The following is an 18,684-nucleotide window of genomic DNA, read 5'->3' on the forward strand; positions in this document are numbered from 1 at the left end:
AGCTATATGGGTTATCATAATTGTTTGTACATTTGCGCGTTCAATTGAAAAACAGAAATTGTACAACATGAAAATTAAGGGTTTAGTAGCGGTGAGCGGCTTACCGGGGCTGTTTAAGATGGTTGCCAATCGCAACAACGGGTTGATTGTAGAAGACCTGGCCAACGGTAAAAGACGTTTCGCATCTGTACGGCAACATCAGTTTACACCATTGGAATCCATTGGCATTTATACGAATGATGGTGAAACTTCAGAATTGAAAATTGTTTTCCAAAGCATGCTGGACAAACTGGAATCAGTGCCCATGCCTGCTGTGACTGAAACTGGCGATAAGCTACATACTTATTTCGCGCAGATCCTTCCCGATTATGACCGCGATCGGGTGAACACGGGCGACATCAAAAAAGCCATCAAATGGTTCTTGCACTTGCACGAACTGGGTTTTACCACGATGGAAGAAGATGAAGAAACCGAAGAAGATGAAACCGAAGAAACTGCAGCAGACGAAGCTGAAGTGGTGGAAACGGAAGGAGACGCGGAAAAAGTTGAAGAATAGTTGAAAAGTTGAAGGGTTGAAAAGTTGAAGAGATACGCACTTTTTGGAGTCGCCTACTCAACTTTTTATACTCGGTTATACTTTTTAACCCTTCAACTGCTCAACTGTACAACTTTTTTAGGCGACCTATACTATGCGTAATCTACCGGCGACCAAAACCAGCGCCTGTACGGACTATTCTGTACCGGCACTTCCACAAACCTGGGAGGATGTAGAACCTACATTCACCAAATTGCTCCAGCGACCGATCCATTCGGTCCAGGACTTGAGTACATGGATCACTGAGCGCAGTGACCTTGAAGCTCAGTTGGGAGAAACCATTAGTTGGGCTTACATCCAACTCTCGGCAGACAACCAAAATCAAGCAGCCAACCAACGTTACCAATACGTTATCCAGGAAATTTTACCCAAATTAGATCCACTTGATCAAGCCTTGAACAAAAAACTGGTAGAGTCGCCCTATTTGAACCAGTTGGATGCGCAGCGGTACGAGATTTATTTGCGCAACATCCAGGCTTCGGTGGACCTGTTTCAGGAAGAGAATGTCGCCCTCAACACCGATGTACAACTCAAAACCAAGGAATACGCCCGCATTTTTTCTCAAATGATGATTGGTATGGATGGCAAACAAATGACCCTCCAGCAAGCCAATACCATTTTGGAAGAACCCAATCGCCAGCGTCGCCGCAACATTTACCACAAAATCAATCGGCGCATCCTGCAGGACACCAGCCAATTGGACCAATTGTTTGATGAGTTGCTGCAAAAACGCCATGCCATTGCCTGCAACGCCGGGATGAACAATTACCGGGATTACGCTTTTCAGGAATTGGGTCGTTTTGATTACACGCCCGCCGATTGTCACGATTTTCACCAGGCGGTGAAAGCCGAGGTTTTGCCGATTTTGAATGAACTGTACCTCACCCGCAAACAAAACCTGAAGGTCACCCATTTGCGGCCCTGGGATTTGAATGCGGATACGGCCGGGCAAGCGCCTTTGCACCCCTTCAAGGATACCAACGAATTGCTGCACAAGGGCATTCAGTGCCTGGAGCAGGTGAATCCGGAATACGCCCAAATCATTCGTTTGATTCAGCAAAATGGCTTCCTGGACTTGGCTTCCCGCCCCGGCAAACGCCCAGGTGGGTACAACATGCCCTTGCAGGCCACGCGGATGCCCTTTGTGTTTATGAATGCGACCAACTCGCTAGGCGACTTGCGCACCTTCATGCACGAAAGTGGCCACGCCATTCATTTTTTCCTCACCCGCGATTATCCCTTATTATTTGATCGGAAATTTACATTTGAAGTAGCCGAACTGGCCGCCATGACCATGGAATTGCTCACAATGGATCACTGGCACCTCTTTTTCCCTAACGAAGCCGACCTGCGCCGCGCCAAAATCACCCAATTGGAGCACGTGCTCAAGGTTTTGCCCTGGATCGCCACCATCGATCAGTTCCAGCACTGGTTGTATACCCACCCCAATCACACCCAGGAAGAGCGCCGGGCCAAATGGACCGAAAGTTTCCACGCTTTCACCCCTGGAGTATTGGATTACTCCAGCCTCGAACAATACATCGAAAACCTCTGGCACAAACAGCTCCACTTGTTTGAAGTGCCCTTTTATTACATCGAATACGGCTTCGCACAATTAGGTGCCATCGCCCTGTGGCGGCAGTACCGCGAAAACCCGGAACAGGCCGTTGCGGCCTTTACGCGCGCCATGCGCCTGGGCAATACGCGCTCGATTCGGGAGATTTATGCTGAAGCGGGGATTCGTTTTGATTTTTCGCAGGAGTATGTGCGGGATTTGGGGACTTTTGTGAGGGGGGAGATGGAGAAGTTGTTTCGGGGGTAATAAGCGTCCCTTCGATTTTTATTTTGTAGCAAAAACGAGGGCTAAATCAATCTCCAATTCAGGGAATACTGTTGAATGCAGCAAATCGTCTTCAATGACGGGTGCCAAGCCAGTAAATTTCCCATCTTGATTGAGGATGTAGACCCGGACTTCGCGATCCAGTGGATGAACCAGCCAATATTCCCGCACGCCAGATTCTTCATACACCTGGTATTTTTCGCGCATTTCCCGCTTGGTGTTGCCAGGAGACAAGATTTCAACAATCAAATCTGGGGCACCATTGCAGCCTTGCTCGTCAATTTTATTTGGATCACAGATCACACATAGGTCGGGCTGAACCACAGTAGTCAATTGGCCTTTTTTGAGGCTGACGGGCAAACGAACATCAAATGGAGCACTAAATGCCTGGCAAGTGGATTGGTTAAAATACGTAAATATGCGCAAACTCAATTCACGCGAGACCCTTTGATGAAGCGTATTTGGGGCAGGGCTCATCGGAAACAAGCGACCACGGATTAATTCTACGCGCTCCTGAAACTGCCAGCTGAGGTAGTCAGAATAAGTGTAAAGCCCTTGAGGATCAAGCTGGGAGAGACTGGTAATGGGCGCGGTAGCAAGGGTTGACATGTTTACAGTTTTGTAGTGTACAAGTTAGGGGTTTTGCTGGGGTTGCACAAGGGTTTTGATAAATTCTAATTTAGTGCGGTTACGTGTGAAAGTCAACGGCAGTGCCTCTGCCAAATCAAAAGATAGCTCCCCTCAAAATTCCACCACCTGAATGTTCCGTATCGTTTGCTCAAACCACTTCACCGGAGCCTGGGTTTTGTCTCCCGTACGGGTATCACACTTAAAGAAAAGGTAGTACAATTGAATGTTGTCGTCAATGCGGTTGAGCAGGCTTTTCAGCCGCGCCTGGCCTTCGTCGAACTGGTGGTACAGGTGTTCCATTCGCCAGGAGTAGTAGGCTTCGTCGTGGAGTTCGGTGATGTCGAGGATGATTTTATTGTCGGTGTATTTTTCCAGGAATTGGGCGGCGAGTACGCTGTGGTGCCGCGTCCAGTCGCGGGGGCTACCTTTGTGTTCGGCGTGTTTAAAGGTATCGTGGGCAAAAGCGATGACGCGCAGGATGCGCCGCGACTCAGGGTTCAATTTAATTTTATCAATATTGCCCAGTACTTCGGCGATGTGGCGATACACCTCACCCTCGGGATGCCCGTACCTAGGCAAGCCCCAATTCAAACCCTCCAAAAATGCTGGATCTTCAAGCAAGGCAAGTTCCAACTCATTTTCCGGTTTCAGTTCCCCGTGGTAATCTATCTTGTTCGGGTTATTACCTTCCATCCCATTGTGAATGCCTACCAACTTTTTAGCGCTTTTTTGGTAAAAATTCTTAAGTAGTGGGGCAAAAATAAGTTTTCATTTTCTCTGAGCCAAAGGATTAGATAAGAAACTTAAAATGAACCGTTTACTTATCTAATCCTTTGGCAAAATGAAACACTTATTTTTTTATCGCCCCTAAATGAAAATTTCGCGATCAAAGATAAGCGCCTTTTTGGCGGTTTAGGATGTTAAAATCTGGTTAAACCAAAAAAAAAGCTTAACCATTGCCTTTACACGGTGGTTACTTCTCTGTAACTTGAACGATGGAACTCGTTTGTCCATTTTGCAACCTAATTGATTCAGACATACTCTTTGTAAAAAAACATTAACAGCCATGAAGCAGTGGATTGCTTTAGTATTCTCCGGAGTCTTGGGTGGAGTGATCACCCTGACTGGCAGCCATTTTCTCAATCGCGAGAACGATGCTGAAACCCTTACAACCGAAGCCGTATCTTACACCCGACCCGTCAGTTCACCCGCCTGGTCGGGCGCAGTGCCCTTCGATTTTGTTCAGGCAGCTCAAAAAGCAACACCCTCGGTGGTGAACATCACCGCTAAAATTGCCCGTACCGCCCGTTCCAACCAGGAAGAATTCTTCTTCTTTCCCTTTGGCGGCCGGGGAGGTGGTGGACCTGCGGAAGGTTCCGGTTCCGGGGTCATTTATTCCGAAAACGGTTACATCATCACCAACAACCACGTGGTGGAAGGTGCCAGCGAATTGGAAGTCACCCTTTCCGACAACCGCAAATTCAAAGCGACGCTGGTGGGTACCGATAAAAGAACCGATCTGGCCGTCATCAAAATTGACGCCACTGGACTGATCCCCACCGAAGTTGGCAACTCCGATGAAGCACGCATTGGCGAATGGGCTCTGGCCGTAGGTAACCCCTTCGAGCTAACCTCTACCGTTACCGCAGGCATCATCAGTGCCAAAGGCCGCAACATCGACCTACTGGGCAAAGGTGCAGCCATTGAGTCCTTCATCCAAACCGACGCTGCCGTGAACCCTGGCAACAGTGGAGGTGCACTCGTGGATGCTCAAGGCAAACTGATTGGCATCAATACCGCCATTGCTACCCGCACGGGCTCCTTCCAGGGCTATAGCTTCGCCATTCCGGTGAATCTGGTACGCCGCGTAGTGGATGACATCATCAGCTTTGGCGATTACAAGCGCCCTTATCTCGGTGTAAGTATTCAAGAATTGGATAGTGAATTCGCCAAAGAACTAAATGTAGACATCTCTCAAGGCGTAGTGATTGAAGGATTGGAAGAAGGGGGCTCGGCTCAGTATGCTGGCCTACAGATCAATGACGTGATCGTGGGCATCGATGGCCGCGAGGTAAAATCTATTCCTCAACTACAAGAAGTGGTGGGCCGCGCCAAAGTGGGTGACACCGTAAATTTGAAGGTCTTGCGCAAGAACAAGTCCATTACAGTGCCAGTGAAGCTGCGCGAGCAGAAAAATCAATAAAGTTTAACAAACCGATTTAAACAAGTCTCTTGGAATCCTGTTTAATCTTTTCAAAAGACTTGTTTAAAGTTGGTTTTTCGTTTTGTTTTGAGGCGTCTGTCACGGTTTTCGGGGCAGACGTTTTTTGTTTTTTTGATAAAAAATCCTATTTTTGTCCTGCCTTCATATCAATAACTACTCTTACACCTCCTTTCGCGAAAACCACATTATTCCACCGCGAAAGCCATCATCATGTTTAGTACCGCTCTTGAATGGATCGACGACCTCATTGGTCTGCTCTACCCTCGCCTTTGTCCTGCCTGTGAAGAAAATGCCCTACCTCGGGAAAGCCTGATCTGTTTGCAATGCCATTGCGAATTGCCTTACACCGACCAGCATCTGGAAATTGACAATGCCTTTACCGAACGTTTTTGGGGGAGGGTGCCCTTACGATCGGGTGCCGCCATGCTGCATTTTGTCAAAAGTGGACGGGTACAGACGCTGATCCACCAACTGAAATACGGCGGCAATCAAGAGGTGGGTATTCGATTGGGGATCATGTTTGGGGAAAAATTGCGTACCGCCCCCTCATTTGAATCCGTAGACTTGATCATCCCAATTCCATTACATCCCCGGCGCCAGCGGCAGCGGGGCTACAATCAAAGTGCTTGTATTGCGGCGGGTTTGTCGCAAGGAATGGGTATAACCTATGGAGAGCAATACCTCCGCAGGGTAGCCTACACCAGTACCCAAACCAAAAAGTCGCGCATGGGGCGTTTTGACAATGTGAGTACAGCTTTTCAGGTGCGGAAAGCAGAGCACCTGGAAGGGAAGCATGTTTTGCTGGTGGATGATGTACTGACGACCGGGGCGACCTTGGAGGCGGCGGCTTTGCAGCTCTTGGAGGTGCCGGGCTTGAAGTTGAGCATGGCTACGCTGGCGATAGCGGGGCAGTAACGATCGAAGTTGAATCAAATTTTAAAAATTAGCAAAATCGAATCCAATGCTGACGAAGCAATTCATCTGCGATTTAGAATATACTTTGACTGGAGCATTCATTAATGTTCATAAGGCATTAGGTCCAGGCCTTTTAGAAAGTGTTTATCACAAATGCCTGGCTCATGAACTAGATTTACGGAAAGTAACCTATGTATCCCAGCTAACTATTCCCATCACTTACGGAGGAATGACTCTTGATGCAGAGTTAAGGCCTGACTTTATTGTAGAAAATTGTATCATCATTGAGCTCAAGTCCGTTGAAGCAATATTACCCGTTCACGATGCTCAGGTGTTGACCTACATGAAGTTGTTGGAAATGCCGAAAGGACTTCTCATTAATTTCAATTGCATCAACATTGTGAAAAATGGAAAGAAATCCTTTGTTAATGAGTATTATCGGGAACTTCGGTGATTTATTTTTTCACCACCTAAGAAACCCAAGGCACTTAAGATTCACCTAAGGGAAAAAAGCGTTATCTCTTAAGTGCCCCTTAGGTGTCTTAGGTTTCTTAGGTGGTGAAAAAACAAGCGGCGCAGCCGCCCAAAAAATCCTCTACTTTAGACTACCACTTCCCCCCAAATTCCACCATATTTACACAAATTTTCAACCCGATGAAAACCAAATTTTTCTCCTACATCAGTTTGACTGTCCTGTGCTGGTTCGCCACCAACGCAGCCATTTTTGCCCAAAGCGCATCCACCCTTCTCGCCTCCGCCAAAGCAGAATTTAAAAAAGAGTACGCCGCCCAAAACATGGCACAAACCGCCCAGCAACTCAAACAAGCCCTGCTCAGCCAGCCCAATAACCCCGAAATCCACTACTACCTGGCCAATGCCCTGGATCGGGTCAACGCCACTGCAGCAACCTGGATAGCCACTAGCAACCGCAAAAGTGTAGCCGAAATCAGCCAGCACCTGGAGCAATGCATCCGTTTGTCACCCCGCTACAAGGGTGAAAAACTGGCCCTGGATCCCTATTCAAAATTGGGTTCCGTGTGGGGAAGCCTGGCCATGGGCTACCTCGCCCAAAACCTGCCCGACTCGGCCCGCTGGGCTTTTCGGCAAGGCAAAAGTAAAGGCGCTTACCTGGAGCCAAGCCTGGAACTCGGACGTAATCTGCTCAATTCCTGCACCAAAGATGCCATCCTGTTTTCCTCGGGTGACAACTTTTCTTACCCCTTGTTTTACCTGCAAACAGTGGAAAACCTGCGCTCTGACGTCCAAATTGTCGATGTCAACCTGCTCAATACCGATTGGTACTGCCTCTACCTGGCGGCACGAGCAAGCAATGAAGTGTTGCGCGAAGGCATCAACATTGACGCCATTCCCAATTTGGTGAGCTGGAAGACGGGGCCTGTTTCCGCTAAAATCACTAACGGCGAATGTGGCAACATCAAAACCTTCGAGTGGGATATCCCTGAATTGATCAACGGCGACTTTTTATTGCGCAGCGAATATGTTCTCTTACAATTCATTATCGGCAACCAATTCGCCAACGATGTCTATTTTACCGTAGGTTTTTCCAAAGACGATTTGTTGTACCTGGACAATCACCTCGAGTTTGGGGTATTGGTGCAAAAACTCCAACCCTGCGATACCAAAAACCAAAAAAGTGCCGCAGATTACCTCCGCAATTATACCATCAGCAGTTTGCCCCAACAGCAAACCGCCATCAACAATAGCCCCGACCTCGTGAACCAACTCAATTTTTACCGCATCGGCTACGCCAATGCCATTTTCCAATTGATTGAGGTAGGAAAAACCGATGACGCCAAAGCCTTGATGGCCGCCTTAGAAACCCGGCTCCCCACTACCCTGGTTCCAATGTTTAGTGCTACCTTGAACGATTATATTGAAAAATTAAAAGTCAGCCTCAACAGATAATTCGATTTAGGATGGAATTCATCAGTGTTTTTGACATGCTCAAAATTGGCGTGGGGCCTTCTAGTTCCCATACCCTTGGCCCTTGGCGGGCCGCTGAGCGCTTCGTGAAAGAATTAAAGGAGCAATCCCAGCTTGAAAAAACCCAGCAATTAGAGGTTTTGCTCTACGGCTCTTTGGCCCTAACGGGCAGGGGACACGGAACCGATATCGCCATTCTGATGGGCCTCAGTGGAAAGGACCCCGTGACGGTGCCCGTCGTGGAAGTAAAAACGCTCCCCGAACAAATTCAAGAGCGCAAGCAACTCCATTTGGATGGAACCCATCTCATCTCTTTTGATCCCGAGCAGGCCATTCACTTTCGCGGCTATCAGATGCTGCCCTATCACGCCAATGGCATGCAACTAAATGCGCTTAATGCCCAGGGCGAGAGCATCCACCAAAGCACTTATTATTCGATCGGTGGTGGTTTTGTGGTCAAAGAAGGAGAAGAAAATACACCCCTGCGCGAGGAAAATGACATCCCCTACGTCATCACCAGTGGTGCCGACCTCGCGCAGTGGTGCAAACAGCGCAAGTGTAAGATTTCGGACATCGTTTATGAGAATGAAAAAAACTTCCTGAGTAAAGCCGAAATCGACGAGCGACTCCTGAAAATCTGGTCGGTCATGCTGGACGCCATTTACCGTGGTTGCCATACCGAGGGCATGTTGCCTGGTGGCCTGGATGTTGCCCGCCGCGCCTTCAACATCAACCAAAAGCTACTCGCTGACGGCGAATATACCTCGGCTCAGGAATGGACCCAATGCATCAAGTTTAGCCGCATCGGTTTTTCAGAAGTGGTCAAATGGATTGGCTGTTTTGCCATGGCCGTCAATGAAGAAAATGCCAATTTTGGCCGCATCGTTACCGCACCGACCAACGGGGCAGCGGGGGTAATTCCGTCGGTATTGATGTACTACCTCTGTTTTGCTAAACCTTTGGCCAAGAATGAAGACATTGTGCGGTTTTTACTCGTAGCGGGACAAGTTGGTTCCCTGTTCAAGCAAGGTTCGACCATCAGTGCGGCGATGGGCGGCTGCCAGGCCGAAATTGGAGTATCCAGTGCGATGGCAGCAGCAGCATTGGCCGAATGTTTGGGGGCTACCCCCGACCAAGCTTTGATGGCCGCAGAAATTGCCATGGAACACCACCTGGGCCTTACTTGTGACCCCGTGGGTGGCCTAGTCCAAGTACCCTGCATTGAACGAAACTCAATGGGGGCGGTAAAAGCGATTATGGCCGCTAAAATTGCAATGGAAAGTGACCCCAGTAAAGCCAAGGTAACGCTGGATGCGGTGATCAAAACCATGTGGGAAACCTCGCAGGACATGAACCACAAATACAAAGAAACCAGCTTGGGTGGCTTGGCTGTCAACATTGCCATAGCACTACCTGAATGTTAGAATATCTTTGTAGTGGGGCAAAAATAAGTGTTCATTTTTCCTGAGCCAAAGGATTAGACAAGACACTTAAAATGAACCGTTTACTTATCTAATCCTTTGGCAAAATGAAACACTTATTTTTTTATCGCCCCTTTGAGGAGGTAACAATTATTTGATTTTTCTATTAACTTGATGTGTAAAAACAAATTTTATGTGGGCTGCTCTTGCATCTTTTATTTTATTCAAAGTTTGGGGCTGGAAAGTGGTGGGAGATTTCCCCCGTCAGCTTAAGAAATACATTGTTGTAGTAGGGCCTCATACGTCAAATTGGGATTTCCCTTTTGGGATCTTGCTCCGCACCATTCGCCACGTTGATGTCAAGTTTATTGGCAAGTCCTCTTTGTTTCGTCCACCTTTTGGTGGGATTTTTCGGGCATTGGGGGGGTATCCAGTCGATCGCAGCAAGAGCAACAATTTTGTAGATGCAGTAGTGGATATTTTTAATTCCAAATCGGAATTCATCGTAGCCATCACCCCTGAAGGCACCCGCAAGAAGGTAACGGAGTTCAAAACCGGGTTCTACTACATTGCGCTAGGGGCCAAAGTTCCGTTGATCTCAGCCATTATTGACTACGAAACCAAAACTGTAACCCTTACCGAACCTTACTACCCTACTGGCAATAAAGAAGTCGATTTTGAGCACTTCCTGAATCATTTCCGAGGTATAAAAGGTAGAAACCCCCAGGATGGCATCTTTTTTTAACAGTGTTTTGTCGTCCAACGACATTGTGGAAAAAAATCGATGTATCTACGCAACCAATCCTTAAACTTTGGAGTATGAGTTTAGTCTGAAAGCTTGGTTAAGCTTTTTGTTTTTCAACTAAAGTCATCTTCATGAAAAAATCTGTACTTCTCTTCTGTACCCTCTTGTCCGCAGTTTGGATTGTTTTGAGCAGCAACGCTTCAGGGGCGGGCCGGGAACAAGGCACCGATCGCACCGGATCGCCTGTCAGCGCGGGTTTTTGTGGCGAGTGTCACGGTACTGGCAACTATGATCCTACACTAGAAATTGCTATACTAGATGGCACCACACCTGTCACAGCATATGCGCCAGGCAAAAAATATACAGTACAGGTCAAAATCACGGCTGCTTCTGGTACACCAGGCGGTTATGGATACCAGGCCACAGTGTTAGAGGCCAAAGCCCAGGCCCAAGCTGGAGTATTAGGGGCGGCTCCATCTGGTCAAAGGGTTATCACTTTGGGTGGTCGTCAATATGCAGAACACACCCGCCGCGCGACCTCCAATGTTTTCGAAATGCCTTGGACCGCTCCCGCAGCTGGTACAGGTACCGTGAATGTCTACGCCGCAGGATTGGCCGTAAATGGGGATGGTTCAACGGGTAACGACAGCCCAGTCAAAAATTCCCTTAGCCTTATTGAAGCTACTTCAACTGGCCTAAGTTCGAATAAAATACTAGCCGCTCAAATCAAAGTATACCCCAATCCAGCCCTTGAGTTTGCTCGGGTAGAAATTGAAGGCAACTTGGAAAATGACCAACTTTGGGTTAATTTGCTGGATGTGCAGGGGCGTATCCTGCAAAGCAAAAGCCTACAACAGCCCAATCAACGTTCACAAATAGAGTTGGATGTCAAAACATTGCCCAAAGGACAGTATTGGGTACAAGTCAGCAATGGCAAGCGAACAAAAACCGTTTCATTGCTAAAATAAAAACAAAAAATAGTTTTAAATTTCCAAAATCAAAAGAAAGGATTAATTTTGGATGACAGTTCGTCATCCCGAGTTTTTTCATAAAGACTACAAAACATTTCTTTAGCACAAAGGAAAAAAAAGAGGGCACAAAGGACACAGAGGGAAGCGTCGTCTACGTCTAACTTTGTGTTCTTGGTGTTTCTTTGTGCTTTCTTTGTGAAAATTATGTCGCTTTAGACTTTTTTTGAAAATTTGGGATGACGACTGTTTGCTTAAAGCCATCATCCAATGTACACCCAATCTGACCAAAAATCCCTGTACGAACGCTCGAAGGCCTACCTTCAGGCGGATCACGCGGTGCATACCCAGGCCGCTGCCCAACAACACGCCGACTTGAGCACCTTGATCATCTACCACGAATGGCGGTATTACATCCAGAATGACCCCGTCCTCAGTGATTATGAATACGATCAGCTGTTCAAACAGTTGGAAAAAATTGAAACAGCGCATCCTGAACTGATAAATGCTGACTCCCCAACTCAACGGGTTTCCGCCGACCTGACCGAAGACTTTTCCCAGGTCGAGCACCTCACGCCCATGCTCTCTTTGGCCAACTCTTATAATGCCGAAGACCTCAATGACTGGGATGCTTCAATCAAACGTTTTTTGAACATCGATCCAGAGACTGAGCTGGCTTATGGCGTGGAACCCAAGTTTGACGGGGGCAGCATTGCCCTGGTGTACGAAAACGATGTGTTGGTGCGCGCCGCCACCCGTGGGAACGGCAGCATTGGTGAGGAAATCACCAACAACGCCAAGGTGCTCCGCTCAATCCCCCTAAAGGCAGCTTTTTCCCAATATGGCATTCACCGCGTTGAGTTGCGCGGTGAGGTGCTGATCCGCAAGGATATTTTTGAAAAAATGAACGCCAAACGCGCTGCGGAAGGCATCACGCTGTTTGCCAATGCCCGCAATACCGCTACAGGTGGCTTGCGCATAAAAGACCCTAAAGAGGTCGCCAAACGTGGACTCGAAGCCTTTATTTACACCCTGGGTTACGCAGTGGACAAAGACGGTAACAATGTTTTGGGCCAATTTTCGACCCACCTTGAAAGTTTGGAGACCTTGGAAAAGCTGGGGTTTAAAGTCCCCGTTCAAGAACGTAAACTCTGCAAAAACATCCAGGAGGTGATTGATTTTTGCAACTACTGGCAAGAACAACGTGAAGGCTACGCCTACGAAATTGACGGCATGGTGGCTAAAGTCAACAGCCGGGAGTTGCAAGAACGCTCAGGGTTTACCTCCCACCACCCCCGCTGGGCCATTGCTTTCAAGTTTCAGGCCAAGCAGGCTACTACCAAACTACTCAATGTAGAATACCAGGTGGGTAAAATTGGCTCCATCACGCCCGTAGCCAAACTCGATCCAGTGCAATTGGCCGGGGTAACCGTCTCTTCGGTTTCCCTGCACAATGAAGATTTCATCACCAGCCGCGACTTGCGCTTGGGAGATACAGTTCTGGTCGAACGCGCCGGGGATGTGATTCCCTACATCGTCAAGGCCATGGATGAACTGCGCGATGGCAGCGAAATCCCCATTGTTTTTCCCAAGTTTTGCCCGATCAACAATACCGAAACGCCCGTAGAGTTGCTGCGCGAAGGGGAAGAGGCGGCCTGGCGTTGCCCCAACTGTGTATGTGGTGCCCAAGACTTGCAACGCATCATTTTCCACGTTTCCAAAGATGCGATGGACATTGATGGCATGGGCAAACAAATCGTGGAACGCTTTTATGAGCTGGGCTGGGTACGCAATTTTGCCGATGTTTATAAACTGGATTATGCCCAGATGGCGCAATTGGAAGGTTTTGGGGGAAAATCGGCGACCAACTTGCAGGCGGCGATTGAAAAAGCCAAGAAAAACCCCATTCACCGTTTGTTGTACAGCTTGTGCATCCACCACTTTGGCAAAAAGGTATCCAAACTGATTGCGGCGGAGATCAGCCATGTGCGGGAACTCGCAGACTGGCAATTTGAAGATTTTACCAAAATCAAAGACGTTGGCCCGGTCGTAGCGAAAAACATCATCGATTTTTTCCAAGTCTGGACCAACATCGAAATGCTGGGCGAGATGGAATCCCTGGGGGTCAATATGGAACAAACCGACGAAGACCGCCCCAAAGTAGCCGCTGAAGGTGCTGTCTTTTCCGGCAAAACCATCCTTTTTACCGGAACCCTCAATAAAATGGGTCGCAAAGAAGCCCAGGAAAAAGCCGAAGCTGCGGGTGCCAAAAACATCAGCGCCGTGAGCAAAAACCTGGATATTCTGGTGGTGGGTGACGAGGCGGGGTCCAAATTGAAAAAAGCTCGGGAGCTTGGTACGGTGACGATTTTGACGGAGGATGAGTTTTTGGCGATGCTTGAGTAGTTGAAAAATTTAGGGTTGAAATGTTGAAAAGTTTGCTTGCTCATATTTTTCCTTCTAATTCAAGTTTTTACGTTCATAACAGTCTAGCCTTTTCAACATTTCAACCCTAAACTTTTCAACTTTTTTTGCGCGGCTCTTGCGCAACCCATTTCCTTCTCCTATCTTTGCCTCTCCAAAGCGCAACCGCGCGTTTTGACGACTACAGGGTCGGGTGGCCGAGCGGCTAGGCAGAGGTCTGCAAAACCTCGTACAGCGGTTCAAATCCGCTTCCGACCTCACAATTTCGACCAAAAGGGCAATCCATTCGATTGCCCTTCTTTTTTTCCCTGAACTCCTATCCTCTTTATGGTGTTGAATGAAGACTTTGTATTTCGGAAAGAATCATTGTGTGGAAAAACACCTATCATTATCTTAGCCCATCAATCGCTTTACCATCAACAGAATTCACCATTATGTTAATTTGGATTGGCTTTTTAGTATTAGTCGCTGCCTTACTCGCCCTGGATTTGGGCGTTTTTAATAAAGACGCCCATACCATCAGTGCCAAAGAAGCATTTCGCTGGACCGGAGTTTGGGTTTCCTTTTCCCTTTTGTTCAGCATCTTCATCTACTTTGCTTACGAAAACCATTGGGTGCACGAAAATGGCGCCCCTTATTCGGGTCAGAAAGCCGTCATCACCTACTTGACTGGCTATTTGGTAGAACAATCGCTGAGCATTGACAACATCTTTGTCATTGCGGTCATCTTTGCCTATTTCCGGATTCCACAGAAATACCAGCACCGGGTGCTTTTTTGGGGCATCATTGGAGCGGTACTGTTCCGGGGCATCATGATTGTGATCGGTGCTGCGCTTTTGCATCGCTTCAGTTGGGTCACTTATATTTTTGGTGGTATTCTTTTGTACACGGCCTATCGGATGTTGCGGCAGGGTTCTCACGATGAAGAGGTGGAGGTGGACAAAAACCCTCTGGTGGCTTTAGCCAAACGTTTTTTTCCAGTGACTGATCGTTTTCATGACCAAAAGTTTTTTGTAAAAGTGGGGGGCGTTACGGCCGCAACCCCTTTATTTATTGCCCTTTTAGTGGTTGAAACCACCGATGTTCTTTTTGCATTCGACAGTATTCCTGCCATCTTCGCCATCACGACTGATCCTTTTCTGGTGTTTACCTCCAATATTTTTGCTATCTTAGGGCTGCGTTCTTTGTATTTCGTTTTGGCTTCCATGCTCGACAAGTTTCAATACCTGCGTTATAGCTTAGTGGTAATCCTTGCTTTTGTGGGCATTAAAATGTTTTTGGTGCACTACATCGATTTACCAGAATGGCTATCGCTCGCGGTCATTGCACTTTCGTTGGCAGGAGGGATTCTTCCTTCTTTGCCCGAAGTGTTGCGGCAGCGCCGCGAGGAGGCAAAAAACTCAATCCGGGAAGTCCAAACTGAAAAAGCAGAATAGCCTTCAAGGTTCCAGGGTTTCATCCGGCACTTCGACTACGCTCAGTGACCAGGATGTAACCCTGGAACTTTGAAACCCTGGAACCTTTCAAAGACCCTTTTCAATGGACTCCATTTTATGCCTTACGGATTATCACCTCAATAGTGCTCAGCCTTTTTTGTATGGCTTGCACCTCACCCGGCATTTGCACAACGACTTATACATCGCCCACATCAAGGATGGTGCCGACTTTAAAGTGCAGGAAGACGAGGGTGATCTGGCTGAAATCGAAGACAAGGAGCAAGTAGAAGAATTGCAAAAATTGCGGCAATTCATCCAGTCCAATATCGCTCCAACTGATCAAAAACTGCCAATTCGGGGTGTAATTGCAGGAGGTTCGTTGTGGGAAAGTATTGAAACCCTCACTGAACAATACGATGCCGACCTCATCATCATGGGCATGCGCAATCGCAAGGGATTAGCCTGGCGAATTTTTGGCGGGCTGACCGCCCGAATGATCAATTATTCGGAAGCCCCAGTGCTGATGACCCCACCAGGCAATCAATTTACACCGATATCCAATGTAGTTTACGCGACTGATTTTGATGTAGCCAACCTTGCTTCCATTGAAAAAATGGTTGCCTGGTGCCAGGCACTGGACGCTCACTTGTACCTCGTCCACGTCAACGACGACCCTGCCGAAAAAGCCTGGGCCAAACAACAAATGGAAAAAATCATGCGTGCCGTGGAGGAAGACAACGAAGACCGCCAGGTTAGTTTTATCGTCCTGGAAGGCGACGACATTATGGATAACCTCGAACGCTACATGCAGGAAGTAAATGCGGACCTCATCGCACTCACTGCTAACCACAAAGGGTTTTGGGATCGCATTTTTCGCAGTGGCCTGGCGCACGAAATCATCCAAGAAGTCAATATTCCTGTACTCATCTTTAAATCCTGATCCACCTTGATCCTCCTGATTGACGACGATCATGCGATTCAAACTTCCCTGTCCCTCCTGTTTCAACAAGAGGGCTTCAAAGTACATGCCGCCAGTTCTCCCCGTGAAGCGCTAGCTTTTTTGGAAAAAAATAGCCCCCGTCTGGCCATTTTGGACATGAATTTTTCCATTGAAACGGTAGGAACCGAAGGTTTGGATACCCTGCGGAGGATCAAGGCCATCCAGCCGCAATTGCCTGTCATTTTGCTCACGGGTTGGGGAAGCATTGAGTTGGCGGTAGAAGGTATGAAAATTGGGGCGGCGGACTTTATGACCAAACCCTGGCAGAACGAAGCTTTGTTGCAGGCTGTGCGCACCATCCTCAATTTAGCTCAATCCAAACCCCAATCACCCAACCGTAAACGCCTGGATGAACAATTCCATTTTGAAAACATTGTCGGCGAAGATCCCCATTTGTTGGAACTATTGGAATCAATCGGGCGGGTAGCCCCTACCGACGCCCCTGTACTGATTACTGGCGAAAGTGGCGCCGGGAAGGAACTCATTGCCGAGGCCGTACACCTCAATAGCAAACGCAGCAAGGCCCCTTTTGTCAAAGTCAATTTGGGTGGAATTTCGTCCAGCTTGTTTGAAAGCGAATTGTTTGGCCATGTGCGCGGCGCATTTACGGATGCCAAAACGGATCGAATTGGTCGATTCGAAATGGCGCACAAAGGCAGCATTTTTTTGGATGAAATTGGTGATCTGGATTTGGCCAGTCAGGTCAAGCTCCTGCGGGTATTGCAAGACCGTACTTTTGAACCGCTCGGCAGCAGCCGCAGCAAAACGGTGGATGTGCGGATCGTTTGCGCCACCAACCGCAACCTTGAAGAAATGGTGGCTCAAGGCACTTTCCGCGAAGACCTTTTTTACCGCATCAACCTCATCACCGTTAAATTGCCTGCCCTGCGCGAGCGCCCAGGGGACATTCCCGCGCTGGTCAATTTTTTTGTCAACAACCTTAAAACCCTCTACAATCGGCCCAACTTATACGTCAACAAGGAGGCCCAACAATGGCTAAAAAACCTGACTCTGCCGGGTAACATCCGCCAATTGAAAAACCTGGTTGAACGCAGTGTACTCCTGAGCACGAGTGATGAGTTGGGAGTAACTGATTTCCAAAAAAACTTACCACCTGCTGGCAGCGGGCAAAAAGGCAGCGCCAAATTCCCGGAAGTAGGCAGCATGACCCTGGAGGAAATGGAACTGGAAATGATCAAACGTGCCCTGGCTTTTCACCAGAATAAATTGTCGAAAGTGGCACGATCATTGGGTATAACCCGTTTTGCCTTGTATCGGCGCTTGGAGAAATATGGGATTGTAGTAGAAGGAGCCGAAGAAGATTAATACCATGAAATCAACTCCAAGCGTCTTTATCCCGCCAGTATCCCCTCGCAGATCTCTTTCACCAACTCTGGCCCCGCGTACACCAGCCCCGAATACACCTGTACCAACGCCGCTCCTGCCTCAAACTTATCCTGCGCATCCCGCGCCGAAGCGATCCCTCCTACCCCAATAATGAACAATTTTTCTTCCGATTTTTGATGCAAATACCGAATCACCTCCGTCGAGCGCTCCCGCAGTGGTTGGCCACTCAAGCCTCCCGCGCCAATTTCCTCCAGCTCGGTGGGACCAGCCAATAGCCCTTCCCTGCTAATGGTTGTATTGGTCGCAATTACCCCGGCGATGCCCGTTTCCTGCACAATTTCCAGGATGTCGTCCAGTTGTTGTTCAGTTAAATCGGGCGCAATTTTGAGTAAAATTGGCGTGGGGATGCGGTGCTCATGGTTCTTTTTTTGCAAAACTGACAGCAGTTGCATCAAAGGCTCTTTGTCCTGCAAAGCCCGTAAATCCGGCGTATTGGGTGAACTCACATTGACTACAAAATAGTCCACAAAAGGAAAGAGTCGCTCAAAACAATAGAGGTAATCGTTGAGCGCTTGCTCATTGGGCGTTGATTTGTTTTTGCCAATGTTTCCACCGATGATCAGGCCTGCCGGACGAGGTTTTTTGAGTTGTTCCACCAGCGCATCTACCCCAGCATTGTTGAAACCCATACGATTGATCAGTCCCTCATCCGCGGGGAGCCGAAACAAACGGGGAAGGGGATTGCCATCCTGCGGTTTGGGTGTCACCGTTCCCAATTCCACAAAACCGAAACCTAGCGCGGCCATCGCATGGTAATGCCTACCATCTTTGTCAAACCCCGCGGCCAAACCTACTGGGTTTTTAAATTTTAAGCCCAAAAAATGCCGTTCAAGCCGGGCATCGTTGAGTTGGTAGGCTTTGCGCAAAGAGCCACCCAGGCCAGGTATCGCCAAGCCCAGTTTGAGCAAAGCAACTGTGAGGTGGTGCGCACGTTCAGGCGCAATGCGAAAAAGCAAGGATTTCAGCAGGTTTTGGTACAAATTCATATCATATACGAATAATGGGTTGGGGGGCTAAAGCCCCCGAAGGTTATGCTTCGGTATCCCAAGGCAAAAAACACAGAGATAGCAAACATAGCGATTAGTTGATATTTTTGTAGTTCTCAAGCTATAAAACATTAACTATGAAAGAGCTA

General features: G+C 48.1%; 16 protein-coding genes and 1 tRNA gene. 14 read left to right on the top strand and 3 right to left on the bottom strand.

All coding sequences use genetic code 11. From position 1 onward, the window contains the following. Positions 1-67 precede the first annotated feature (67 nt). Both ACEW9O_RS25730 and ACEW9O_RS25735 read left to right on the top strand, forming a co-directional pair. On the top strand, positions 68-556 hold the full coding sequence (locus ACEW9O_RS25730; protein ID WP_373553097.1) for a DUF5606 domain-containing protein: 489 nt from the start codon (positions 68-70) through the stop codon (positions 554-556). A gap of 133 nt (positions 557-689) precedes the next feature. Then, the gene (locus ACEW9O_RS25735) at positions 690-2,417 is read left to right on the top strand and encodes a M3 family oligoendopeptidase (protein WP_373553098.1); all 1,728 of its coding nucleotides are present in this window, start codon (positions 690-692) and stop codon (positions 2,415-2,417) included. Between the two features lie 18 nt (positions 2,418-2,435). On the opposite strand, the gene ACEW9O_RS25740 is transcribed toward ACEW9O_RS25735, so the two are convergent. Further along, entirely contained in the window at positions 2,436-3,044 is a 609-nt protein-coding gene (locus ACEW9O_RS25740; RefSeq protein WP_373553099.1) for a Uma2 family endonuclease, read from the bottom strand. 132 nt (positions 3,045-3,176) lie between these two features. Next, positions 3,177-3,779 (bottom strand): hypothetical protein, encoded by a 603-nt coding sequence (locus tag ACEW9O_RS25745; RefSeq protein WP_373553100.1) that lies wholly within the window; start codon positions 3,777-3,779, stop codon positions 3,177-3,179. 352 nt (positions 3,780-4,131) lie between these two features. On the opposite strand from ACEW9O_RS25745, the gene ACEW9O_RS25750 reads away from it, so the two are divergent. The 12 genes from ACEW9O_RS25750 to ACEW9O_RS25805 all read left to right on the top strand — a co-directional run bounded on the left by ACEW9O_RS25750 (position 4,132) and on the right by ACEW9O_RS25805 (position 17,468). Then, positions 4,132-5,268, top strand: coding sequence for a S1C family serine protease (locus tag ACEW9O_RS25750; RefSeq protein ID WP_373553101.1), 1,137 nt, complete (start codon positions 4,132-4,134; stop codon positions 5,266-5,268). A gap of 231 nt (positions 5,269-5,499) precedes the next feature. Next, positions 5,500-6,204 (top strand): ComF family protein, encoded by a 705-nt coding sequence (locus ACEW9O_RS25755; protein WP_373553102.1) that lies wholly within the window; start codon positions 5,500-5,502, stop codon positions 6,202-6,204. A 46-nt stretch (positions 6,205-6,250) separates the two neighbouring features. Beyond that, positions 6,251-6,658 carry a GxxExxY protein gene (locus ACEW9O_RS25760; RefSeq protein ID WP_373553103.1) on the top strand — a complete coding sequence of 136 codons (408 nt, stop codon included), beginning with the start codon at positions 6,251-6,253 and terminating at the stop codon, positions 6,656-6,658. 200 nt (positions 6,659-6,858) lie between these two features. After that, positions 6,859-8,130, top strand: coding sequence for a hypothetical protein (locus tag ACEW9O_RS25765; RefSeq protein ID WP_373553104.1), 1,272 nt, complete (start codon positions 6,859-6,861; stop codon positions 8,128-8,130). An 11-nt stretch (positions 8,131-8,141) separates the two neighbouring features. Continuing rightward, entirely contained in the window at positions 8,142-9,572 is a 1,431-nt protein-coding gene (locus ACEW9O_RS25770) for an L-serine ammonia-lyase (protein WP_373553105.1), read from the top strand. 190 nt (positions 9,573-9,762) lie between these two features. Continuing rightward, positions 9,763-10,314 (top strand): 1-acyl-sn-glycerol-3-phosphate acyltransferase, encoded by a 552-nt coding sequence (locus ACEW9O_RS25775; protein ID WP_373553106.1) that lies wholly within the window; start codon positions 9,763-9,765, stop codon positions 10,312-10,314. 131 nt (positions 10,315-10,445) lie between these two features. Beyond that, positions 10,446-11,282, top strand: a complete 837-nt coding sequence (locus ACEW9O_RS25780) for a choice-of-anchor V domain-containing protein (RefSeq protein WP_373553107.1) — start codon at positions 10,446-10,448, stop codon at positions 11,280-11,282. A 270-nt stretch (positions 11,283-11,552) separates the two neighbouring features. Next, positions 11,553-13,688, top strand: coding sequence for an NAD-dependent DNA ligase LigA (gene ligA / locus ACEW9O_RS25785; RefSeq protein WP_373553108.1), 2,136 nt, complete (start codon positions 11,553-11,555; stop codon positions 13,686-13,688). Between the two features lie 205 nt (positions 13,689-13,893). Continuing rightward, positions 13,894-13,964: transfer RNA gene (locus tag ACEW9O_RS25790), tRNA-Cys, on the top strand. Positions 13,965-14,140: 176 nt separating this feature from the next. Further along, complete coding sequence (locus ACEW9O_RS25795) at positions 14,141-15,142, top strand: TerC family protein (protein WP_373553109.1); 1,002 nt, start codon at positions 14,141-14,143, stop codon at positions 15,140-15,142. Positions 15,143-15,245: 103 nt separating this feature from the next. Next, on the top strand, positions 15,246-16,082 hold the full coding sequence (locus ACEW9O_RS25800; RefSeq protein ID WP_373553110.1) for a universal stress protein: 837 nt from the start codon (positions 15,246-15,248) through the stop codon (positions 16,080-16,082). Between the two features lie 6 nt (positions 16,083-16,088). Beyond that, the gene (locus ACEW9O_RS25805) at positions 16,089-17,468 is read left to right on the top strand and encodes a sigma-54-dependent transcriptional regulator (protein ID WP_373553111.1); all 1,380 of its coding nucleotides are present in this window, start codon (positions 16,089-16,091) and stop codon (positions 17,466-17,468) included. A gap of 26 nt (positions 17,469-17,494) precedes the next feature. On the opposite strand, the gene ACEW9O_RS25810 is transcribed toward ACEW9O_RS25805, so the two are convergent. Next, positions 17,495-18,535: a quinone-dependent dihydroorotate dehydrogenase gene (locus ACEW9O_RS25810; RefSeq protein ID WP_373553112.1), complete on the bottom strand. Its 1,041-nt coding sequence runs from the start codon at positions 18,533-18,535 to the stop codon at positions 17,495-17,497. Positions 18,536-18,684: the final 149 nt, after the last annotated feature.

It is taken from the genome of Haliscomenobacter sp., from assembly GCF_041740695.1.
In the GTDB taxonomy this organism is placed as follows: Bacteria; Bacteroidota; Bacteroidia; order Chitinophagales; family Saprospiraceae; genus Haliscomenobacter.